This window comes from Marinobacter sp. V032 (assembly GCF_052645435.1).
In genome coordinates this window covers 1-23,074 of record NZ_JBQXYE010000004.1, presented here as the reverse complement: position 1 = coordinate 23,074, position 23,074 = coordinate 1, and the positions used below count along the sequence as shown (strand labels likewise).

The window sequence follows — 23,074 nt, the reverse complement described above, 5'->3', positions numbered from 1 at the left end:
GCCTTCAATGACATAGCGCTGGGGTCTGAACGCAGTGATCAAAAGTTTTTACTGGCACGACTACGAAACCTTCGGTGTGGACCCCGTCCATGATCGGCCTTCACAGTTTGCGGGTGTGCGCACTGACGCTGACCTGAACATCATCGAAGACCCTCTCGTTATTTACTGCCAGTTGGCAGAAGACTACGTGCCTGACCCGGTGGCCTGTCTGATTACCGGAATCACTCCCCAGAGAACCCGTGCCGAAGGCTATAACGAAGCAGAATTCATGGGCATGATCCATGATGCCTTCAGCCAGCCAGGCACCTGCGTTGTAGGCTACAACAGCCTTCGCTTTGATGATGAAGTGACACGCAATACGCTTTACCGCAATCTGCGCGACCCCTATGGGCGGGAATGGCAGAACGGCAATTCTCGCTGGGATATTATTGATATGGTGCGGCTGACCTATGCGCTGCGCCCTGAGGGAATCGTCTGGCCAAAGAAGGAAGACGGCACGCCGAGTTTCCGCCTTGAGGAACTCACCGCGGCTAACGGGATCGCACATGAAGCCGCGCATGACGCCATGTCCGATGTCGAGGCAACAATCGCGCTGGCCCGTCTGATACGAGACAAGCAGCCAAAGCTGTTTAACTACGTGCTTGAAAACAAGGATAAACACTCGGCTCGCGCCATGCTGGATCTGGCGACATTCAAGCCGGTGTTTCATGTGTCCAGCAAATACCCTGCATCCATCGGATGCTGTGCTCTGGTAGCACCGGTTGCCCAGCACCCGGTGAATCGCAATGCTGTGGTGGTTTTTGATCTGCGTCAGGACCCTGATGAATTGATCAATGCCAGTCCGGAGACCATTCGTCAGCGTGTTTTCTCGTCGCAGGCCGATCTCGGTGAGACTCCGCGCTTTGCTCTCAAGGCGGTACATATCAACAAGTGCCCGGTTCTGGCTCCGGCGACCATGCTGAAGTCGTTGTCGCCGAAGCGGCTTGAGGCGCTGCACCTGAATGGCGAGGTTCTGCGTGCGCACCTCCAGAAACTGCGCAAGGCTCCTGGCCTTTCTGAGCGTATTGCCGAGGCTTTCGCCCCCCAGGATGAGGGGGCTGGTGATCTGACGGATCCTGATGAGCAGCTCTACGCCGGGGGCTTTTTGACCCCTGCCGATCGCAAACGTCTGGATCAGCTGCTCAGGGAACCGGTTGCCCAAATGGCCGAAGCTACGCCGGAGTTCGACGATGAACGGCTTGAGGAAATGGTGTTTCGTTTCAGGGCCAGAAATTACCCTGATACCCTGCAGGATGAAGAGCAGGAGCGCTGGGAAACCTTCCGTCAGGCGCGACTTTTGAATCCGAAGAAGGGGTGGCGATCGCTTGAGGTATTCTTTGCGGACATTCAGACACGGTTACAGGCAGAAGATCTTTCATCCAAAGACCGGACCTTGTTGGAAGAGCTGGCGCTATACGGTGAGTCTATAATTCCTTATGCCTGACTGGCGCTTTGAAACAGGGAGCGGGGAGGTTGCAAAATATCTCCGGCTCCCCGACCTTGTCGCCGAAGCTTTAGCTTTGGTGGGGGCGCAAGGCTCCTGAATTGCCCGCGAGCGCTGGCGCTACTTACTGGCAGCGCTGCGAGCTGCACGAAAGCTCAAGCTTCCGCTACAGTGACGCCCCATCTCCACCTAGCCTCATTTTTTTCTTAACCTGCGTTGAGCTTATTTCTTGCGGGGTGATCGAGGCTTGCTGGCAGGCGCCTTTTTGCGGTCTGCTTTCTTTGCCGTAGTTTTCGGTTTTTTCGCCGCAGGCTTTGCGAGCGTTTCCCGCAACTCTTGGGTTTCCTTCTCCTGTTCGGCAATAAAGTGCAGCGACATTTCAAAGCTCTGGCGCGTGAACGCCAGTACCTTTTCGAAGCCTTCGTCAGACAGTTCCCGCGCGGCATCATGGCTACGGAAGATGTTAATAAACTGTCGTTCTCTTTCGAACTGGAGTGGTAATCGGCCGATTCCCCAGTCATGCAACAATTGCCAGACTTCAGGGTTGTAGTTCCGGGTGTAGCGCATGATGAAGGGCACAGGGTCATTGCGGGCGACCAGGGCGGCGAGCCTCAGGATCAGCTCGAACGACAGTGTTTTGGTGCCGTTCTCAACCGCGGCCAGCATGTCCTTGTCCCGCAGATTCAGCGCTTCGCTCATTTCCGACAGCGTCAACCCGGCCACCTCACGGATATCCCGGAGCGAATCACCCGCCGCAAGCATCATCCTCAGTTTGTCCTGCGAGTTGATCAGTACCTGGGCTGCCTTGCGGGACGTTTCGGTAGTGCGTTGAGCAAGGCGGAAGGCCGACCCTGTAAGACTGGAAAGACGATCAAGTAACGACTCTTCGGTCGCATCGGTAAGGTTGCCGGCAATATCAGAGCTGCTTCCTGAATCGGTGGCAAGTGGTGTGCTGGTTTCAGAGAGGGGAGGTAAGCCCGCCTCTTCAGCCTGATTCATGGACTGGATCGCGTGTAGCGTATCCATGATCAGGCTTTCGAGGGCCCGGGCCTTTTCCTGTTTGCTGCTGGCGTCCTTGCCGTTAGTCATGAGACGTCCCGATGGGAAGGTAAGCCGTCAGAACTTGCTTTCGGCCTGAGCGGTAACTGGCTCAGGTCGGTTGATGGAGGCCATGCGCGAATCAAGCTCGATCATATCCGTCATGATATGACCGCCTTCACGGACGATGAAGTCACTTGAGCTTTCCTTGTCCGGATCAATCGCCTCGGCTTCCTGGTAGTCCTCAAACGCTTTCCAGTCTTTGAACGGCTCTTCGCCTTTCAATTGACGGCGGGCATTGGCGATTTTGAGCTGACGCGTTTCCAGATCGTCCTGATAGGCTTCACGCTCTTTCAGGTTCAGGCTGACGTACTTGCGATCGCGCTGGCTGTCGAGCAACTGGATCTCCTCTTCCAGCAACTGGAAGTCCGGGCTCTTTTCGAAGCGCTTGTCGTGGCGGGTACGCAGCTCATCAATAACGGTACTGAAATCATAGTAACGCTGATGAGGCACTGCTTCGATCTGATCCCAGGGCAGGGCGTCATCTAGTGCGTCTTCACCAATTTCATCCTTGTTGATACGGGTTGGAATAGTGATGTCGGGGATAACACCCTTGTGCTGGGTGGAGCCGCCGGAGACCCGGTAGAACTTGGACTGGGTGATTTTCAGCTGGCCGTGGTTCAGCGGGCGTACGGCCTGAACGGTGCCTTTGCCAAATGTCTGCGAACCGACAACCAGCCCGCGACCGTAGTCCTGAATGGCACCGGCAAAGATCTCCGAAGCCGAAGCGCTCATGCGGTTCACAAGAATGATCAACGGGCCATCGTAAGCGACAGAGGGATCGTCATCTGTGAGTACGTTAACGTCGTTGTCGGCGTTACGGATCTGGACGGTCGGGCCTTCATCTATAAACAGGCCGACAAGGTCGTTGGCTTCCTGCAAGGCGCCGCCGCCGTTGTTGCGCAGGTCAATGACCAGGCCTTCCATGCCGTCGGTTTTAAGCTTTTCGAGCAGCTTGCGCACGTCGCGCGTGGTGCTCTTGTAATTGGGGTCGCCCGCTTGCATGCCTTTAAAGTCGGCATAAAAGGTCGGGATATCAATAACCCCGATCTTGTGGGATTTGCCACCCTGTTCGATCTCGATCATGTTGCTTTTGGCGGACTGCTCTTCGAGCTTCACCTCGTCACGGGTAATGTTGATCGTGCGGGTGATGGTTTCGTCCGAGGCATTTGCCGGGATCACTTCCAGACGAACCATTGACTCCCGAGGCCCGCGAATCAGGTCAACCACCTCATCCAGGCGCCAGCCTATGACATTCACGATGTCTTCGTCTTTGCCCTGTCCAACACCCACGATACGATCCGCCGGTTTGAGCTGCCCTTGCTTGGATGCAGGGCCGCCAGGTACCAGACGAACGACTTTGGTGTATTCGTTATCGCCCTGCAGCACGGCACCAATACCTTCAAGCGACAAGCTCATGTTGATATTGAAGTTCTCGGAGGTGCGCGGCGAGAAGTAGGACGTGTGCGGATCCCAGACACTGGCAAATGCGTTCATATAACTCTGGAAAGCATCTTCACTGCGTGCCTGGTGGGCACGTTTAAGCTGGCTTTCATAACGCCGGGTCAGTGATGTGGTGATCTCTTCGTCAGTTTTGCCATTCAGGCGCTGGGCCAGAACAGCATTTTTGATGCGTCGGGTCCAGATCTGGTCGAGTTCGTTCTGATCTGACGCCCAGGGCTCTTCGGAGCGATCAAGCTCGATCTTTTCATCGTCGTCGAATGAAAACTGGTCGACACCGTCATTAATCAGGCTGAGCGCGAATTCGAGTCGCTCAATAACGCGATGCTGGAACTGGTTATAAATATGGAATGCCGGGTCCAGTTGACCGGTTTTCAGAGCCGAATCCAGCTTGGCACGCCAGGGAGTGAACTCCTCAATATCGCTTTTGAGGAAGTAGATGCGCTGGCTATCAAGCTGATCAAGGTAGCCATCAAATACTCTGGCTGAAAGCTTGCTATCGATGCGCTGGTCCAGAAAATGAGTGAACTGGAGCTGACGCGCAATAAGGATATTCGCCCGGGCCTGATCAATCGTTGGGGTGACCGGTTCGAAGTTTTCACTCTTCCGGGGCTCGTTTGCGGCAATCGCCGCCGAGGAAGAGAGTATGAGTCCCATGGCCAGTGCGGCACCGGAAGAGCGGAGGCAGGTCCGGAACATCCCTGACTTAAGACGGGGAAGAATAGGCTTTCGGATCGTCATTGGCATGTTGTCTGATCTATGCAGGTTAGGGTTTAGGCCATACGTGGATGGCACGCGCCCGGGTTCACATCTTCCCGCAATTCGGTCAACAGGGAAATATGGTGCACGGTAAAACCGGGAACTCCTGATTTCATTGTAGGCAAGCCGGCAATACGTTGCTACCGAAGATCATGAGGAGGGGCATGACAATCTGTCCATGATGCAGACAAGTTTTGCCTGGAAGATGCAGGCGGGAGAGCGAGGGCCTCCCGCCAGATCCTGATTAGAACGGCGTGCCGGACTCCGCATGTTTCAGCAGAAGACCTGGGGGCGTGAAGCGCTCGCCGAACTGGTCTGCCAGCGTTTGTGCCCGTTCTGCAAACTGGCGCACACCGTATTGATTGATGTACTGGATGGCGCCGCCAGTCCAGGGGGCAAACCCGATACCGAAAATACTGCCGATGTTGGCGTCTTCGACGGTGCGCAATACACCTTCTTCCAGACAGCGCACGGTCTCGATGGCCTGAATAAACAGCAACCGGTCTTTCAGTGTTTGCAGGTCGGCTGTCTGTGTGGCCCCGGGTTGGGTGAACAGGGCTGCCAGTTCTGGCCAGAGGTGCTTTTTACCGGAAGCAGGGTAATCGTAAAAGCCGCCACCGGCCGCTTTCCCCTTGCGATCGTGCTCGTTGACCAACGCATCTATCACCGATTCCGCCGGGTGGGCCTGCCAATTCTGGCCTGTTGCCTCGATATCCTTGCGGCTTTGGTTCCGGACGTGCTGAATCAGGGTCAGGCTGACTTCATCACATACCGCAAGCGGCCCGACCGGCATGCCGGCAAGCAGCCCCGCATTTTCAATGCTGGCAGGGTGTATGCCTTCACGCACCATCGCCACCCCTTCATTGACGAAAGTGCCAAACACCCGTGATGTAAAGAATCCACGGCTATCGTTAACGACAATCGGGATCTTGCCGATCTGCTGAACATAATCGAATGCCCGGGCCAGCGTCTCGTCTGAGGTTTTATCGCCCACGATAATTTCAACCAGCTGCATTTTGTCGACTGGTGAGAAGAAGTGCAGGCCGATGAACTGCTCTGGCCGTGCTGAAGCTTTGGCGAGCTGAGTGATGGGGATGGTGGAGGTATTGGACGCGAAGATACCACCTTCCATCAGCTGCGGTTCGGCTTCTTCAGTGACACGTGCCTTGAGAGCGCTGTCTTCAAAAACCGCCTCGATAATCAGGTCACAGCCCGCCAGGTCAGCGGCGGATGCCGTTGCTGTGATTCGGCTGAGCGCTTCTTCCTGAGCTTCTGTGGTCATGCGGCCGCGGCTGACCTTCTTGTCCAGCAGCTTGCGGGAATAGTCTTTGCCTTTCTCAGCGTTTTCCGTGCTGACGTCTTTGAGCACGACGGACACCCCGCGGCTGGCCGTTGAGTATGCGATACCCGCGCCCATCATGCCGGCACCCAGAATACCCACCTTACTGAATTTTGCGGGCTTAATACCTTTGGGCCGGCTTTCGCCTGCCTTGATGGCATTGAGCTGGAACCAGAAGGTGCCGGTCATGTTCTTGGCGACCTGGCCGGTGACCAGTTCGGCAAAGTATCGGGTCTCGATTTTTTCACCGTTATCGTAATCCACCTGAACCCCTTCCACCGCGGCAGACAGGATGGCCTCGGGCGCCGGGTAACAGCCCCGGGTTTTCTGGCGCAGGATGGCGGGTGCGATGGCGAGCTTTTGCGCCATTGCCGGGTGTTGCGGGCCGCCGCCCGGGATCTTGAAGCCTTTTTTGTCCCAGGGCTGAGTGGCTTTCGGGTTGGCTTCGATAAACGCGCGGGCTTGCCGGAGAAGGTCGTCGGTATCGCTGGCAATCGCATCGACAATGCCCGCTTTTAATGCCGCCTGAGGGTTGGCTTTTTTGCCTTCCATCAGATACGGAAAAGCGGCTTCCAGTCCAATCATGCGAGGGAGACGCTGGGTGCCGCCACCACCGGGCAGTAGGCCAAGTGTCACTTCAGGCAGGCCGAGCTGAATGGTGTCGTCATCGAGCACGACCCTGTGGTGGCAGGCAAGGCAAAGCTCAAGGCCGCCACCGAGTGCGGAGCCGTTGATCGCCGCGACCACAGGTTTGCCGCTGGTCTCGAGGATACGCATCTGGCGCTTTAGACTGTTGACCATGTCCTCAAATTCGCCGGCCTGATCCGGTGTAACCCGGAAGAGCTCGTTCAGGTCTCCGCCGGCAAAAAAAGTGCGCTTGCCGGAAGTCAGAATGATGCCGCTGATGTTGGCGAGATCCTGCTGAACGCGCGACACGGTGTCGCTCAGCGCTGCGCGGAAGTCGCTGTTCATGGTGTTGGCAGATTGCCCCGGCATATCGATGGTCAGGGTCAGGATCTTGTTTTCGTCAATGTCGTAACGGATAGCACTCATGTCTTAAATCCTTTGTCTGGCAGTGTCGGCCCGGAATCAGCAGCGTTCAATAATGGTTGCGATACCCATGCCACCACCGACGCAAAGCGTGGCCAGACCGTATCGTTGCTCGCGGCGCTCCAGCTCATCGAGCAGGGTGCCGAGGATCATCGCGCCGGTTGCCCCCAGTGGGTGTCCCATTGCGATGGCGCCGCCGTTAACGTTGACCTTGTCATCAGGCACGTTCAGTTCTTTCTGAAAACGCATCACCACAGAGGCAAAGGCTTCGTTGACTTCGAACAGGTCAATGTCGTCCACCGAAAGGCCTGCTTTCGCAAGTGCTTTACGCGCAGCGGGAGCGGGGCCGGTAAGCATGATGGTGGGGTCTGTGCTGGTGACAGCCGTTGCAATAATGCGCGCCCGTGGTGTGAGTCCCAGTGATTCACCTTTGGCCTTGCTGCCTATAAGCATGGCGGTTGCGCCATCGACCATGCCTGAGGAGTTGCCGGCGTGATGCACGTGATTAATGCGTTCCACTGCGTGGTATTTCTCCCGGGCGACGCTATCGAACCCCATATCGCCGATCATCTGGAACGATGGGTTGAGCTTGCCGAGAGATTCCGCTGTTGTTTCCGGGCGAACATGCTCGTCACGATCCAGAATGACCACGCCATTCTGATCCGTTACCGGCACAATGGATTTCGCGAAGTAGCCGTTGTCCCAGGCGGCACCTGCCTTGCGCTGGGAGTTGGCGGCAAACTGGTCAACGTCGGCACGACTGAAGCCTTCTAGCGTCGCGATCAAATCCGCCCCAATACCTTGCGGCATAAAGCCAGTGTGGAGATTAGTCGCCGGATCTGTTGCCCAGGCGCCGCCGTCGGAGCCCATCGGGACGCGGGACATGGATTCCACGCCGCCGGCAACCACCAGATCTTCCCAGCCGGAGCGAACTTTCATGGCCGCAAGATTGACGGCCTCGAGACCGGATGCGCAGAACCGGTTCAGTGTCACGCCCGCGACTACCTCGTCCCAATCGGCCGCAAGCGCAGCGGTTTTGGCGATATCTGCGCCCTGATCGCCTACTGCTGTCACGCAACCCATGACGATGTCGTCAACTTGTGATGTGTCGAGGTTGTTGCGGGTTTGAAGCGCTTTGAGCACCGTTGTCAGCAAGCTGATGGGTTTGACGCTATGCAGCGAACCATCCTTTTTGCCGCGCCCTCTGGGCGTGCGAACGGCGTCAAATATGTAAGCATCGGTAGTCATGGGGAATCCTCGGAATTGAATGCGCAGCAGGATCTGTCTTTGGCACAGGTCGCGCGCTTGTCGCTTTTGTTATCGGCTTAGTGTGCCCGTAATTGCCTGACGACGCATGGGTAAATCAGCACCTTAACGGCGTGCTGTCTGGCAGGTAATGGCGGGGCCTGCCAATTCGACTGGCGAAATCGCTCACCCGATTGGCAATTATCGATAGGCGAGACTGACAGGGATGCAATCTCCTTCTAATCTAGGAAGACATTGAGGCTGAAAGCCCAGCCTGCGCCAATCTTGCCTGGGCCCCTGTTTCGTCTGTGTTGCTTCATCCTCTGCAGTTGCAAAGAGGAAAGGCAACGCGCTATTTGATCTGAGAGGTTGTTGCGATGTCCCTGTTGGATAACATCAATAATTTTTACGAGCGACTTGTGCTGGAAGCGATCGATGATTCGATGCAGGAAGGCGAGGATGAAGAATTCCTGTCGGATGTCATGTGTGTGGCACTGAACCGGTTGCCGCCCCGATACTACCGCCACAAGATCGATATCATGTTCTACATGGCTGATCCGGAGTTGCAGGAAATGAGGGAGAAGGTGGCCAACGTGGTAGCTGAAGCCAAAACCTTTGTGAAAAGCCGGGGTTCCCATTGAGCGCTTGTGAGTGAAAGTGAATCACTCTGCGATCATCGCGTGGAGGAGATGAGGTGTGCCACCGGCCCTTGAAACCGGAACCGGTGGTATTAATAAAGCTTTTTAACTATCCCGCCACTGGTTCAGGGCGTCGGCCATGCGTGATCGAAGCGCCTCGGCTTCATCTTGTGTAACGTCCTGTACCTGCCAGCAACGAGCCAGCGTATCAATTTCCTGTTCGGTCGATGTTGCGGCACTGCTGCTCGCCATGCCAGCGGCGAGACGCGCAACTTGCTGCTGCATCCGCAACGCCTGATCTTCTTCCGGTGACGAGGCGCCAGTCAGAATCTCAAGCCGAACGGCAATGTCCCGGGGTGATGGTAGAGGTGAGGGCAGGTCGCTCTGCTTCACGTTTTGATCGGCATCGTGACTGCTGAATTGTTCCAGCCATTTGTTGACCTGTTGCTGACGGGATGCGGCATCGACCATGCTCTGCAAGGCTTGGCGTTCGTCGTGCAACGCCTGCTTGAGGTTGTCTGGAAGTCGGCGCGGTAATGTCACCTGCTTTAGCGTCTTCAGCATGTCGGCGCATGCCTCTGGCGATGTATCGCCTTCATTGCGCATTGTCACACTGGTTTCAAGGGCCGCTTTCAGTTCTTCGATTGCGGCTGTATCCTCTTCTGCCTGCTCTTCGCGGCGGGCATCACGACGTGCAAAAATACCGTCGCATGCAGCGCGGAACGCTTGCCACATTTTGCGGTCTTCGCGATGATGTGTAATGCCGATCTGTTCCCACTCTTTCTGCAATGATTTCGCCTGCGTCATCGCATCGCTGAGGGGCTCGTGGGTCAGCAAATCTTCAGCCTGTTTTACAATGTCCAGTTTGAGGGCTTCGTTTTTCTGACGCGCCTCTTCAAGCGGCGCTTCGACTTGCTTTAGCAACCCGTCAAATCGCTTTTGTAGCCCACGATTTGCCTTGAAATCAACTGGCCATGCCTGGCGCCATTCTTCACGTGCAACCCGGTGGATCTGTTCGACGGCTTTCCAGTCCATACTTGACCAATTGGCATTTTCAACAAACTCTGCCAGTTGATCGCAGATGGCTTTACGTGTTTGGAGGTTCGCATCCTTGAGTTCTGATTTCGCCTCGAAATAAGCTTGGCAGGGCGCATATGCTGCATCGGATGCGGCTTTGAATCGCTGCCACAGCGACTGATCGGATGACCCGCCGAGCTCTCGCCACTCCTTTTGCAACTCTTTTATACGCTCGGCTTTCGCTTCGGGCTCCATGTGCTGGTCAGCCAGGTATTCCATGGCGCCGCATAGCTCTTCCTGCTTCGGACGGGTTGCGAAACCACGCCAGTCCTGCAAGTCGTGTAGCTGTCGACCGAGCAGCGTCAGACGAGCTTGGCGGGCACTGGCGTGACGGCGATCCAGGCTGTTGAACGCATGTTGTGCCTGTTTGTGCAATTGAGAGGATTCCTTGAACAGATTCTGCTCGAGGCTCTTCTCCAGTCGGTCCAACAACGAGTCCAGCGCACTGATTTGTTCGCTCTGATCTGCGATTTCTTCCTTGCGGGCCTGCCGCGTTTCGCCTAGCTTGCGCGACAGGTTTTCCAGTGCTTGAGGGCGAGCGAAGCCGGCTGGCCAGTCCACCGTGTTGGCAAGTTCATGGAGCCGAGCTGGCGCCGCGTCTGCAACATCCGGGGAATCCAGCTCTTCGGCCACGGCAAGAAAACGTTGCACGGCTGCGATGTAGTTTCGCAGGCTCAGCATCAGGTTTTGATAGTCCTTTTGCTCAGCTTTGCTCACCTCGGCGTCGCGGGTAGCTTCCAGCCATCGGTTTTCCTGGGTTTTTTGCAGAGCATCAAGCGCGGACAGTGACGGCCCGCGCTCGGGGATTTCCTGCTCAAGGCTGCCCAGCGTTTCCTTCAGAAGCGCGAGTGTGCCGGCTCTTTCTTCCTGCTTCTGTTTTGACGCCTGTTCGGCAAGTGCATCTGCTTCGAGTGCTTTCACTCGTTTCAGGCAAATGTCCAGAGCGGAAAGGAATTGGGTTTGCTGCTCGGTTGATGCGTTGGCTTTGGTGTCACGCCATTGAGCCTGAAGGCTTTCAACCTTGGCGGTATAGAGTCGCATATTGTCGGTTCTGGCGTGTTCTTCAGCGACCCGAACAAGATCTGAAACGGCTTGCTGCTTTTCACGTTCCGCTTCCTGTGCTTCACGCACAGCTTGCAGCTTCTTCTTGACGAGTTGATAGACGCCCTTGTCACGGCCTTTTGCCGATTTCTGGATCTGCTGCAGGCCCGCTTCGTCCTGAACGTGATCGGCTGCTGCGAGGCGAACGGCAGCTGTTTTGCCTTCGATGGCATAGCGTATCAGCTGTTCGGGATCCGTCGCTGCCGAGATTTGATCGACACTGTTGGTGCCGGCGAGGCAAAGCTGTTCAATCAGGGCTTGCTGTGTCGGATCGGTCAAGTGACGCCGGGCTTCCTCAACCTGGTGCGGCGAGGCCTTGGCCAGTTGATTGATGCGTTGGGCGATTCGACCGCGAACAGAGGACGAAACGTCAGGGTAGAGGGGGATCAGCTGCTGAATATGATTGAGTTGTTCCACTGCGGCGTTACGCACCGTGGGATCATCGTTTTCGCGAATGCGCTTTTGCAGGGTCAGCAGGTCCTCCGGGCTATTCGGATCCAATTGACGCGCGGGGCTGGGCTTGCTGGCCGGGCGGTTGGTGTCCGGTTTTTTTGCCTTGAAAAACTTCTTGATGAATGCCGCCATAAAAAAGACTTCCTGTTGATAAGCGCAGTTAGCTGATCGCAGTCTGAAACTGGTCAGAAGCGGTTGGCCCGAAAGGTGTCGGACGCCGGTAGCCAGACTCGCCCGGATCGACGGGCAAGTTGGTGGTGGGTTAGTCTAATAGTTTTGATAAGCCCCTGCACAGGCTTGCGCTTCAAATTTCCGGTGAGAGCCTGAGTGGCGCAGCTCGCGACTCTTGCGTCGGTTCTGCTGTCATTGTGAGCCACTCGTCTGACTTATATTGAAAAACGGATTAATAGAGGGCACCGATGGCATCAGGATTCAAGTCTTCTGCAGATGACGATCCCGAATACCGCACCCGATCCCTGGCACTGAAACTTTTGGCTCGCCGCGAGCATAGCCGCCAGGAATTGTCGCTTAAATTGCTGAAGCGAAAGCTGCCGCGCGATTTGATCGAGGTTGTGCTGGATGAGTATGAAGCGAATGGTTGGCTGGACGACCTTCGATTTGCCGACATCTATGCGCGCCAGCGAATGGAGTCAGGCTATGGGCCTCTGAAAATTGAGAGCGAGCTGCAGAAGCGGGGTATCTTCAGCCGGCCGGAATGTATGCGGGAAGCATCTGACCGCGACTGGTTCATGCTGGCGTTGAACGCCAGGCGCCGGCGTTTTGGTATTGCGGATGAGGCGTTGGAGTGGGATCAGAAAGTGAAGCAGGGGCGTTTCCTGGCCCAGCGCGGCTTTACTGGGGAGCAGGCTGAACAGGCGCTGTCGGCACGTTCGGAGGATCATGTTGAGGAGGATTGAGACTATCGCCGCCAACGGCCGGGTCAGAGCGTCGGCGGTGCGATAGAGAGGGCGCTGGGAATGCTGCCCTGACTCATGGGCGGGCTTGCGGGCGTCGCGCCGTCCGAGGGCAGCGACGGGATGTCATCCTGCTGGGCTAGTTGCTCATGGCTACTCAGGGGCTGCTTCATCCAGGCCAGGACGTCGAAGTAACGTCTGATATTTTGCACGTAGACCACCGGTTCATGGCCGCGGGCATAACCATACTTGGTTTTTGAATACCATTTCTTCTGCGACAGCAGTGGCAGGTACTCCATGACGTCAATCCACCTGTCCGGATTGGCGCCGGCCCCTTCAGCCAGGCGACGGGCATCTTCAAGGTGGCCGTAGCCTACGTTGTAAGATGCCAGGGCAAACCAGGTCCGGTCTGGTTCAGGGATATCCGCTGGAATCTGGTCATGCACCATCTGGAAGTATCGGGCGCCACCATCAATACTTTTCTCAGGGTCCAGCCGGTTGTCGATACCGACATATTGCGCTGTATTGCGTGTGAGCATCATCATGCCGCGCACGCCGGTAGGGGAGACGGCATTCGGTCGCCAATGCGATTCCTGATAACCAATGGCAGCAAGCAGGCGCCAGTCCATGTCGTACTTGCTGGCTGTCGTCTGGAAGCTCAGCTCATAGGTCGGCAGGCGATTCCGCACGTGATAGACAAAGGTGCGGGCACCAACATAGTTGAGTCGGTCCAGGTGGCCGTAGAATCGTTCCTTGAGTTGATCAAGCTTGCCGTTGGCCTGCAGTTTCGAAAAGAACTGACGCGCGGCATTAACGAGCGTGTCATCCTGCTGTGATGGGAATAGCCAGGCAATGGGCTGTGGCTTGTTCAGGTTGAATCCCTTTTTAACGTTCGGGAAAAAGACCTGATTTAAAGCCAGCTCGGTTGAATCAATAACCGCTACCTTGAACTTGCCTGACTCCACACGTTCGAGAATACCGGCAGTATCGAGATCTGGGTGGGCCTCGAACTTGAGTTCCGGGTATAGCTGAGTCAGTTCGGCGATGAACTTGGGGTGATTGCTGTCCGCCACATAGTGAACAGTGCGCGTTCCGATAGATTCGACGTCTCTGGCAGAGTCGGACTTGCGGTTGTAGATCAATGTGGACTGGACGGTCAGCGAAGTTGGAACTGTTTTGAGCTTTTCAGTATTCGCTGCGCTGGAAGCCAGGCCGGCAAGCCCGATGTGGGCGTATCCACGGTTCAGCACGGACAGGATCTGACCATTATTTTCAGCGACGCGCACTCGTAGCTCGACACCCAGTTCCGCTGCAAAGCGTTTGGCGAGCTCATATTCGAAACCGCTCGGGCCGTCACGGCCTTCGTAGTAAACGGAGGTGGAGGGGCGGGCGATTACGTGAAGCACGCCTTCCTGCTTGAGCTCGTCCAGAGTGGAGGGTTTCGAGCAGGCACCCAGAATGCCTGCCAGGCTGAGCACAAACGCGTATCGCAGCCGTCGGATTGCCGATGGCCGAAACAGGCGTCTGATGGGCCTTACCTGTACGACAGGCACGAGGCTGTATTGATTTACTGACAAATCCCTGGTCTCCCGTACTGCGAACCCACTCAGACGCCGGTTTTACCGGGAAGCAATATGCTGATCTGAACGGGCTACTGCCCTATGGGGGTGTGATGCCTGCGACACGCCGGCAGTACCGTCCATTGTCCCTGGACATCATATTTGTTGATCAGGTACACAGAGCTGTTGAAAAATCGATCAACTAACCATCACGCCATAATCTCGAAATCCGTGTGTGCGGTCAATTAGCTATCGGTCCAATGCTGCAAAAGCTTGTAAATTTTAATGATTGATATCTCTCGCTCAATAGGCTGGTCAGAGGGTTGAACAGGCCCTTGAAAAGCCCGCAATTGCAGACGGCTCAGATGGTTGCGGTGCTTGAAGGGAGCATGGGGCGACCATCGGATTGCACAGGCCAACCTGAAATTTCATTAAGTTGTCGAAAAAGCGGTTTCAGGAGCGCTGCCATATCTGTATCCGGGGGCTGCTTTCCGGTATCATTCCGGCCGTTTCTAACGCGGCCAGGTCTTCCATATTGATGGGGACAAGCCCGATTTCACTAGATCAGCGCGATACAGGTTGTTGCCATGCTGGAACTTCGCGGTGCCCCCGCACTCTCATCATTCCGCTCCCAAAAACTGCTGTCCCAGATTCAGTCTGTTGTACCGGGAGTTTCACGGATTTATGCGGAGTTCATGCACTTCGTCGATGTGCCCGACGCTCTCCTTGAAGACGAGCAGGTGATCCTTGATCGCTTGCTGACCTACGGGCCTGCGACAGAAACGCAGGCCGTTGAAGGTGTGCTGTTCCTGGTGGTGCCTCGGCCGGGCACGATCTCACCCTGGTCTACCAAGGCTACCGATATTGCGCGCATCTGCGGGCTTCGACAGATACGTCGTATTGAGCGTGGCACTGCTTTCTATGTGCATGCTGATACCAAGTTAAAGCTTGAACAGCGCGAAGCAATCGCTCGCCTGTTACACGATCGCATGACGCAGCGAGTGTTCCATGAAATGGGCGGCGCAGAGTTGCTGTTCCATCGCGAAGAACCGCGCACCTCCAACCGGATTCCGGTGCTGACGGGCGGTCGTCCTGCATTGGCAGAGGCCAACCAGGCGTTGGGGCTGGCGCTCGCTGATGATGAGATTGATTATCTGGTCAAGTCGTTTACCCAGCTCGAGCGGGACCCAACTGACGTCGAACTGATGATGTTTGCCCAGGCAAACTCTGAGCACTGTCGACACAAAATTTTCAATGCTTCCTGGGATATCAATGGCGAAGGCCAGGAGAAATCCCTGTTTGCGATGATCCGCAACACCTTTGAAATGAACAGCGAGGGTGTGCTCTCAGCCTATAAAGACAATGCCTCGGTTATTCGAGGCAGCCATGCTGGCCGTTTTTATCCGGACCCCGAAACGGGCAGCTACGGTTACCACCCGGAAGATATCCATATCCTGATGAAGGTGGAGACGCACAATCATCCTACGGCTATTTCTCCCTACGCGGGTGCTGCAACCGGTTCCGGTGGTGAAATTCGTGATGAGGGGGCGACCGGTCGAGGCTCCAAGCCCAAGGCGGGTCTCTCCGGGTTTACAGTCTCTAACCTGAATATCCCGGGAGATGAGCAGCCCTGGGAGGAGCATTACGGTAAGCCGGATCGCATCGCCTCTGCGCTCGACATCATGATTGAAGGCCCAATCGGTGGCGCTTCTTTCAATAACGAGTTCGGGCGACCCAATCTGACCGGTTACTTCCGTACCTTCGAGCAAAAGGTTATGGGTGCAGCTGGCGAAGAGGTGCGTGGCTACCACAAGCCGATCATGATCGCCGGCGGCCTTGGCAATATCCGCCCGGATCATATTGAAAAAGGCGAAATCCCTGTTGGCGCCAAACTGATCGTTTTGGGTGGCCCTGCCATGCTGATCGGCCTGGGTGGCAGTGCGGCTTCCTCAATGGACTCCGGTAGCAGTCATGAGGATCTGGACTTCGCATCGGTCCAGCGTGAAAACCCGGAAATGGAGCGCCGTTGCCAGGAAGTGATCGATCGTTGCTGGCAGTTGGGTGATGACAATCCTATTGCCTTTATCCACGACGTCGGGGCTGGTGGTTTGTCCAACGCCATGCCTGAGCTGGTCAAAGATGGCGGTCGTGGCGGGCGCTTTGAGCTGCGCGATATCCCGAGTGATGAGCCGGGCATGTCGCCGCTGGAAATCTGGTGTAACGAATCCCAGGAACGTTATGTCATGGCGGTAGCGCCAGAGAATCTGGAGCGGTTTGACGCCATTTGCAGACGTGAACGTTGTCCATATGCCGTGATGGGCGAAGCGACTGAGGCGCACCATCTGGAGCTGGCGGATGCCTACTTTGATGATCAGCCCGTTGATCTGTCGATGGATGTGTTGTTCGGTAAGCCGCCGAGAATGCATCGAAGTGTCGAGCGTTCGTCGTTTACAAAGCCTATTTTTGACTCCCGCGAGATTGATGTTAACGAAGCGGCTCGCCGTGTTCTGCGGTTGCCGTCCGTCGGCAGCAAGAGCTTCCTGATTACCATCGGCGACCGCACTATTACCGGTCTGGTTGCTCGTGACCAGATGGTCGGGCCCTGGCAGGTGCCAGTGAGTGACGTTGCGGTAACCGCGACATCATTCGACACCCTGGCCGGTGAAGCCATGGCGATGGGGGAGCGCACGCCAGTTGCATCAATTGACGCGCCGGCATCCGGTCGCATGTCCGTAGGTGAAGTCATCACCAATCTTGCAGCTGCGCGGATTGAGAAGTTGTCCGATATCCGGCTGTCTGCAAACTGGATGGCGGCGGCCGGTCACCCCGGCGAAGATGAAAACCTTTACGAAACAGTGCGGGCGGTAGGGATGGAGCTTTGCCCCAAACTGGGCATCACTATCCCGGTTGGCAAAGACTCGATGTCGATGAAGACCGCCTGGGAAGAGGATAGTGGGGAACAGAAGAGTGTAACGGCTCCTCTATCACTGATAATCAGTGGCTTTGCGCCGGTGACGAACGTTCGTAGCACGTTGACACCTGAGCTCAAAACCGACGCAGGCGAGACTGACCTGATTCTTGTTGATTTGGCGGCTGGCCAGAATCGACTCGGTGGGTCAGCGCTCGCACAAGTGTATGGTCAGATGGGCGCAGTTGCGCCGGATCTTGACGACCCTGAAGACATCAAAGCATTTTTCGCTGTTATTCAGGGCTTGAGCGGTGATGACAAGCTGCTCGCTTATCACGATCGTTCGGACGGCGGTGTCTTCACCACATTAGTGGAAATGGCGTTCGCAGGCCGCACCGGTATTGAAATCAAGCTTGACGGGTTGGCAGAGGAGCGCAGCCAGTTTGCGCGGGAACTGTTCAATGAAGAGCTGGGCGCCGTTATTCAGGTGCGCCGTGACGACACCCCGTTCGTGCTCCAGCAATTCACGGCAGCAGGGCTTGGAGAGCATGTTGCGGTGATTGGTACCACAAGTGCTGATGATCGCGTTCGCTTTACGTTTGAGGGGCAGGCCGTGATTGACGCGAGTCGCTCCGAGTATCAACGCCTGTGGTCCGAAACCAGCTATCAGATTCAGTCCTTGAGGGACAATGCCGATTGCGCCAAGCAGGAGTTTGATAACATTCTGGCATCAGGTACGCCGGGCTTGCATGCGAAGTTGAGTTTTGATCCTACCAAAGACATTGCTGCGCCGTACATCAACAGCGGTGCGCGACCCAAAATTGCCGTGTTGCGGGAGCAAGGTGTCAATGGTCAGGTCGAGATGGCAGCGGCGTTCGATCGTGCCGGTTTCGAAGCGACCGATGTCCATATGAGTGATGTGCTTTCAGGTCGAGTGACCCTCGAGAGCTTCAAGGCGTTGGTGGCGTGCGGTGGTTTCTCCTACGGCGATGTCCTGGGAGCAGGCGAAGGCTGGGCTAAATCAATTCTCTTCAATGAGCGTGTCCGCGAACAGTTCTCCGGCTTTTTCTCGCGAAATGACACCATAGCATTGGGTGTCTGCAATGGCTGTCAGATGCTATCGAATCTGCATGAGTTGATCCCGGGTACAGACGGCTGGCCGCGCTTTGTCCGAAATGAATCGGATCAATTTGAGGCGCGTCTGGTGATGGTCGAGGTGGAGCGATCGTCCTCCGTTTTCCTTGATGGTATGGCGGGCTCGCGTATGCCTATCGCTGTCGCCCACGGTGAAGGGCGGGTTGAGTTTGCCAGCGCTGAATCGCCGTCCAACCTGCAGCAAAACGGTATGATCGCATTGCGTTATGTCAGCAACGATGGGCATGCCACCGAACGCTATCCATTCAACCCGAACGGATCGGTATCGGGTATTACCGGCCTGTCCTCCAGGGATGGAAGGGTGACGATCATGATGCCTCACCCGGAGCGGGTGTTCCGCACGGTTCAGCATTCCTGGCATCCGGCTGAGTGGGGTGAGGATGCGCCGTGGCTGCGAATGTTCCGTAATGCACGTAAGCATCTTGGCTGAGTATCTGTCGTCGCGGGATTATTGTTGGCAACGATAGATATATAGAGTGCTGCTCTAATCTCCGGCAACTTTTAAAAACCGGCTCCAATCCTGGAGTCGGTTTTTTTGTATCTGGGCATCAGATGAGCTTCAAATGGTAACGTTTCATGTTACGGCTCGTTACGGGTTATCCACTTTGGTGACAGAGCTGTCATGAAAGTCAGTTTGTTGGCTTCGTTTACCTAACTTTTGCGCCAACTTAAAGATGTAAAATTGTAGTTTCAACGCATTTTTTCTCTTGACTTCATTTTTTTATGCACACATGCGCCTAGCTGTTGTACGCGAGCTGAACAATTCCTTCAAATCAATCGAAAATTTTACTTGAAACATATAACTAATTGAAAAATAACAGTTAATTTGATTAGGTGATTTTGTCGCCAATTTGAGGTGAGGTCTGTAACCACAGGGTCTCGGGGCATGTTCCCAAAATGTTTCCCCAGAGTTATCCACAGTTTCTGTGGGTAAGTGTTACGAGTGTTTGAATCGCTTAATATTTGCGCTTTCTGGTTGTTTTGTACACATTTTGGCGAACATATAGAGATGCCTGATGCAGTTTCAGGCTGAACGTGTCTAAGTATTTGAGGTGCTATAAGGAGACGTTATGTTCAAGTTGTGCTTTTTTGTGCCGGAGTCTCATCTTGAGTCGACCAAGCGGGCAATATTTGATGCCGGCGCCGGGAAAATCGGAGATTACGATAGTTGTGCATGGCAGTGCGCTGGACAGGGTCAGTTTCGGCCGCTTGAAGGAAGTCAGCCCTTCCTGGGGAAACAAGGTGAGGTTGAATGCGTGGATGAGTTCAAAGTCGAAATAGTATGCGCAGACGACAGGATTAAAGAGGCGCTTGCAGCCTTGCGGCGAGCCCATCCTTATGAGGAGCCCGCCTTTGAGGTTTTCAGGATGGAGTCGCTGGACTGACGTCTGACTGATGAGGAATTTTGCGGCGAATGTCGTCTACATGAACCGGAAAAGTGCCCGACTCGATATCCGCCACGAAAAGCTCGAGGGTATCTCTGATGGTGGGGAACGCGAGTTCGGCCCATGGGATCTCGTCCAGGTCGAAAAGTCGGGATTCCAGTGATTCTTCACCGACACCAAACTCGCCGTTGATCATGGTAGCCCGGTAAAATATGTGCACCTGATCAATATGCGGCACATGAAGGATGGTATATATCCCATCTACTTCCACCGGCGCGAGTGCTTCCTCCAGGGTTTCCCTGACCGCTGCCTCCAGGGTGGTTTCCGAGTTTTCCATAAAGCCGGCAGGCAGCGTCCAATAACCCTTGCGGGGCTCAATGGCGCGACGGCACAACAGGACCTGGTTGTTCCAGATCGGAACAGTGCCGGCAACAATTTTGGGGTTCTGGTAATGGATCGTGTCGCAATGATCACAAATATAGCGGGGCCGGTTGTCGCCGGCAGGAATACGATGTGCGACCGGATTGCCGCAATGACTGCAATAATTCATTCGCCACCTCAATTCTGTATTATCCCAGTATACTTGGGCGAGCGATGGCGTCGACCCGAAAAATGAAACCGCTGATCGTTCTCCGTTCTGCCGGTCGACCTGTCAGGCCGTCTGCGCAGCGAATATGAAGTAGGGATCCGAATTTTGCTAAACCATTTCAAGCGGCGCCTAGATCGCTATGTGCCGAAGTTGCTGACGCTGGACTACCCGGAGGCCGGGGTGCTGGTGCCTGTCACAGACAACGCCTCAAACCCTGAATTGATTCTCACGCAACGGGCTGCTCATCTGAAAACTCATAGAGGGCAGGTCGCTTTTCCCGGCGGTAAGCGTGACCTGACCGATAGCTCTCTTGAATACACGGCTTTGCGCGAGACGCATGAAGAGATCGGATTGCTGCCGTCGTACGTTCAGGTTGCAGGGCCATTGAGTCAGGTTGTTTCGCGTCACCGGATACTCGTAACCCCATTTGTAGGGATTGTTCCGGAGCATGCGCCGCTGGAACCGAATTTTGGGGAAATTGACAGCATCTTCCGGACGCCTGTGAGTTTCTTTATGGAGGATCGGCGTTTTCGCACGGATGAAATATCGTTTCAGGGCGAAACCTTGTATGTGCCCTGCTATGAATGGGAGGGGTACCATATTTGGGGGCTGTCGGCTGTCATTCTGGTCGATTTTCTGAATGCTGTGTACGATGCCGGCATTGATATCCTTGAGCCGCAAAAGTGAGGGCGCTATGAAATACCGTTTGGGCAAGCATGAACCGCAGCTGGAAGGTGAGGGTCAATTTATTGCGGATAACGCCACAGTTATTGGTCAGGTGGTGTTGCAGGAAAAGAGCAGTATCTGGTTCAACGTTGTGATACGCGGGGATAATGACCTGATTACTGTTGGGCCAGAAACGAATGTTCAGGACGGTAGCGTGCTTCATACTGACTCGGGTATCCGGCTGACGCTGGGGCGGGGAGTGACGGTTGGGCACAAGGTGATGCTGCATGGCTGTGAAGTGGGCGACTATTCCCTGATTGGCATTAATGCTGTTGTTCTCAATGGTGCAAAGATTGGTAAGCATTGCCTGATCGGGGCGAATACTTTGATCCCGGAAGGCATGGTGGTGCCGGATGGATCAATGGTTGTTGGGTCGCCGGGGAAAGTGAAGCGAGAGCTCAATGACAACCAGAAAAAAATGCTTGAACTCAGTGCGGCCCATTATGTCCACAATGCACAGCGTTACCTCTCCGATTTTGAGGCTGTAGACTGAGTATGGTGGCAAGAAAAGATCGTGTTCGATCACCCTGTGTCAGTATTTGTGCGCTCGACAGCGATGACATATGCATCGGGTGCCAGCGTTCCGTGGAAGAGATAACCCGTTGGAGTCAAATGTCCGATGCTGAGCGTTCTGAGGTTCTGAAGCTCGTGGCGGAGCGGGAAGAGAAAGTGGCGCTTTAGCTTTAGCGCAGTCCAATATTCGTAATAGGTGAGTATTCATGGTCAGTATTGGTACGCCATTAACCGACACCGCTTTTCGAGTCCTTTTTTGTGGCGCTGGCGAGCTCGGCAAGGAAGTCGTCATTGAGTTGCAGCGGTTGGGTGTCGAGGTAATCGCTGTCGATCGCTATGCTAATGCGCCCGCAATGCAGGTGGCACACAGAAGTCATGTTGTCGATATGCTCGATTCCAAAGCGCTGCGTCAGATCATCGAGCGCGAGAGACCGCACCTTGTAGTGCCCGAAATTGAGGCTATTGCAACGCCAGAGTTGGTCGAGCTGGAGAAAGAGGGGGTGCGAGTCATCCCGACCGCCCGCGCAGTGAATCTGACAATGAACCGGGAAGGTATTCGTCGCCTTGCTGCTGAAGAGTTGGGGTTGCCGACGTCCCCTTATCAATTTGCTGATTCTATAGAAGCCTATCGTGCAGCAGTAGCCGAAGTGGGGTTACCGCTGGTCGTTAAGCCGGTCATGAGTTCAAGTGGAAAAGGGCAAAGTACAGTAAGGCAGGAAGATGAAGTTGATGCTGCCTGGGAGTATGCGCAATCCGGTGGCCGTGCCGGTAAAGGGCGGGTCATTGTTGAGGGGTTTGTCGAATTCGATTACGAAATCACCTTGCTGACGGTGCGTCATGCAGGTGGAGTTTCATTTTGTGCTCCCATCGGCCATACACAGGAGGATGGTGATTATCGGGAGTCCTGGCAGCCTCATCCGATGACGACCCTTGCTCTGGCCAGGTCAAAGGAAATTGCAGAAAAGGTCACCGGTAATCTGGGCGGCTTTGGCGTTTTTGGTGTCGAGCTTTTTGTAAAAGGGGACGACGTCTACTTTTCTGAAGTCTCTCCGCGCCCTCATGACACCGGGCTGGTGACGCTTGTGTCTCAGGATTTGTCGGAGTTTGCTTTACATGCCCGTGCAATTCTTGGTCTTCCTGTGCCCGCCATTCGCCAGCAAGGGGCAAGTGCAAGCGCGGTTATTTTGCCATCCGGTACGTCTGCAGCCCCGGTGTTTCATTATCTGGAGAAAGCGCTGGAAACGCCGGATACCTTTATTCGCCTGTTCGGTAAGCCTGAAATAGCGGGTCGTCGCCGCATGGGTGTGGCGCTGGCGCATGGTGCGGATATAGAGGAGGCAAGAGCAAAGGCGCGAGCGGTCGTAGCGGCCATTGATGTCAGCTTCTGAAAACTTTTTCGCTTTTTTTAAATAACGCGTTGACACCGTCAGGGTAGTCTGTAGAATGCGCATCTCTTTCGGGGGTAACGGCCTTCAAGGCAACACCGAAAGAGTCGTTAACTGACTGATTTGAAAAGAATTAAAGAGTTTCAAATTAGTGGTTGACAAGGTTGAGGATCGCTGTAGAATACGCGCTCTCAACAGGGCTACACGCCCCGCTCTTTAAAAAGTTGACCAAGTAA

16 protein-coding genes are annotated in these 23,074 nt (G+C 55.1%); 9 read left to right on the top strand and 7 right to left on the bottom strand.

Annotation, left to right across the window (positions count from 1 at the left end; genetic code table 11):
* Nucleotides 1–34: 34 nt before the first annotated feature.
* A complete protein-coding gene (gene sbcB, locus ACUN9X_RS15960) occupies nucleotides 35–1,483 on the top strand; it encodes an exodeoxyribonuclease I (RefSeq protein WP_445473737.1) in 1,449 nt (482 codons plus the stop codon).
* Between the two features lie 222 nt (nucleotides 1,484–1,705).
* Here the strand turns inward: sbcB and ACUN9X_RS15955 are convergent, their stop codons facing one another.
* The 4 genes from ACUN9X_RS15955 to ACUN9X_RS15940 form a co-directional block, all read right to left on the bottom strand.
* Nucleotides 1,706–2,572, bottom strand: a complete 867-nt coding sequence (locus tag ACUN9X_RS15955) for a helix-turn-helix domain-containing protein (protein ID WP_260034947.1) — start codon at nucleotides 2,570–2,572, stop codon at nucleotides 1,706–1,708.
* A gap of 27 nt (nucleotides 2,573–2,599) precedes the next feature.
* Nucleotides 2,600–4,741 carry a carboxy terminal-processing peptidase gene (locus ACUN9X_RS15950; RefSeq protein WP_260034997.1) on the bottom strand — a complete coding sequence of 714 codons (2,142 nt, stop codon included), beginning with the start codon at nucleotides 4,739–4,741 and terminating at the stop codon, nucleotides 2,600–2,602.
* Nucleotides 4,742–5,045: 304 nt separating this feature from the next.
* Complete coding sequence (locus ACUN9X_RS15945; protein ID WP_445473736.1) at nucleotides 5,046–7,193, bottom strand: 3-hydroxyacyl-CoA dehydrogenase NAD-binding domain-containing protein; 2,148 nt, start codon at nucleotides 7,191–7,193, stop codon at nucleotides 5,046–5,048.
* Nucleotides 7,194–7,229: 36 nt separating this feature from the next.
* Nucleotides 7,230–8,438, bottom strand: coding sequence for an acetyl-CoA C-acetyltransferase (locus ACUN9X_RS15940; RefSeq protein WP_445473735.1), 1,209 nt, complete (start codon nucleotides 8,436–8,438; stop codon nucleotides 7,230–7,232).
* A gap of 374 nt (nucleotides 8,439–8,812) precedes the next feature.
* Here ACUN9X_RS15940 and ACUN9X_RS15935 point away from each other — a divergent pair, with 374 nt between their 5' ends.
* Nucleotides 8,813–9,076 carry a late competence development ComFB family protein gene (locus ACUN9X_RS15935; RefSeq protein WP_445473734.1) on the top strand — a complete coding sequence of 88 codons (264 nt, stop codon included), beginning with the start codon at nucleotides 8,813–8,815 and terminating at the stop codon, nucleotides 9,074–9,076.
* Between the two features lie 102 nt (nucleotides 9,077–9,178).
* On the opposite strand, the gene ACUN9X_RS15930 is transcribed toward ACUN9X_RS15935, so the two are convergent.
* Complete coding sequence (locus ACUN9X_RS15930) at nucleotides 9,179–11,836, bottom strand: DUF349 domain-containing protein (RefSeq protein ID WP_445473733.1); 2,658 nt, start codon at nucleotides 11,834–11,836, stop codon at nucleotides 9,179–9,181.
* A gap of 287 nt (nucleotides 11,837–12,123) precedes the next feature.
* Here ACUN9X_RS15930 and ACUN9X_RS15925 point away from each other — a divergent pair, with 287 nt between their 5' ends.
* On the top strand, nucleotides 12,124–12,621 hold the full coding sequence (locus tag ACUN9X_RS15925) for a regulatory protein RecX (protein WP_445473732.1): 498 nt from the start codon (nucleotides 12,124–12,126) through the stop codon (nucleotides 12,619–12,621).
* A 23-nt stretch (nucleotides 12,622–12,644) separates the two neighbouring features.
* On the opposite strand, the gene mltF is transcribed toward ACUN9X_RS15925, so the two are convergent.
* A complete protein-coding gene (mltF, locus tag ACUN9X_RS15920) occupies nucleotides 12,645–14,195 on the bottom strand; it encodes a membrane-bound lytic murein transglycosylase MltF (RefSeq protein WP_445473731.1) in 1,551 nt (516 codons plus the stop codon).
* Between the two features lie 569 nt (nucleotides 14,196–14,764).
* Here mltF and purL point away from each other — a divergent pair.
* Nucleotides 14,765–18,670, top strand: coding sequence for a phosphoribosylformylglycinamidine synthase (purL, locus tag ACUN9X_RS15915; protein ID WP_445473730.1), 3,906 nt, complete (start codon nucleotides 14,765–14,767; stop codon nucleotides 18,668–18,670).
* 640 nt (nucleotides 18,671–19,310) lie between these two features.
* Nucleotides 19,311–19,625 (top strand): Nif3-like dinuclear metal center hexameric protein, encoded by a 315-nt coding sequence (locus ACUN9X_RS15910; RefSeq protein ID WP_260034957.1) that lies wholly within the window; start codon nucleotides 19,311–19,313, stop codon nucleotides 19,623–19,625.
* Here ACUN9X_RS15910 and ACUN9X_RS15905 read toward each other — a convergent pair.
* Nucleotides 19,603–20,175, bottom strand: a complete 573-nt coding sequence (locus tag ACUN9X_RS15905; RefSeq protein ID WP_260034958.1) for an NUDIX hydrolase — start codon at nucleotides 20,173–20,175, stop codon at nucleotides 19,603–19,605. The genes ACUN9X_RS15910 and ACUN9X_RS15905 overlap by 23 nt on opposite strands.
* Nucleotides 20,176–20,319: 144 nt before the next feature.
* Here ACUN9X_RS15905 and ACUN9X_RS15900 point away from each other — a divergent pair, with 144 nt between their 5' ends.
* Genes ACUN9X_RS15900 through purT form a run of 4 tightly spaced genes read left to right on the top strand, consistent with a single transcriptional unit; the run spans nucleotide 20,320 to nucleotide 22,841 of the window.
* The gene (locus ACUN9X_RS15900) at nucleotides 20,320–20,901 is read left to right on the top strand and encodes an NUDIX hydrolase (RefSeq protein ID WP_445473729.1); all 582 of its coding nucleotides are present in this window, start codon (nucleotides 20,320–20,322) and stop codon (nucleotides 20,899–20,901) included.
* A 7-nt stretch (nucleotides 20,902–20,908) separates the two neighbouring features.
* Nucleotides 20,909–21,433: a gamma carbonic anhydrase family protein gene (locus ACUN9X_RS15895; protein WP_260034961.1), complete on the top strand. Its 525-nt coding sequence runs from the start codon at nucleotides 20,909–20,911 to the stop codon at nucleotides 21,431–21,433.
* Nucleotides 21,434–21,435: 2 nt separating this feature from the next.
* Complete coding sequence (locus tag ACUN9X_RS15890) at nucleotides 21,436–21,621, top strand: DUF1289 domain-containing protein (protein WP_260034962.1); 186 nt, start codon at nucleotides 21,436–21,438, stop codon at nucleotides 21,619–21,621.
* Nucleotides 21,622–21,659: 38 nt separating this feature from the next.
* Entirely contained in the window at nucleotides 21,660–22,841 is a 1,182-nt protein-coding gene (gene purT, locus ACUN9X_RS15885; protein ID WP_260034964.1) for a formate-dependent phosphoribosylglycinamide formyltransferase, read from the top strand.
* Nucleotides 22,842–23,074: the final 233 nt, after the last annotated feature.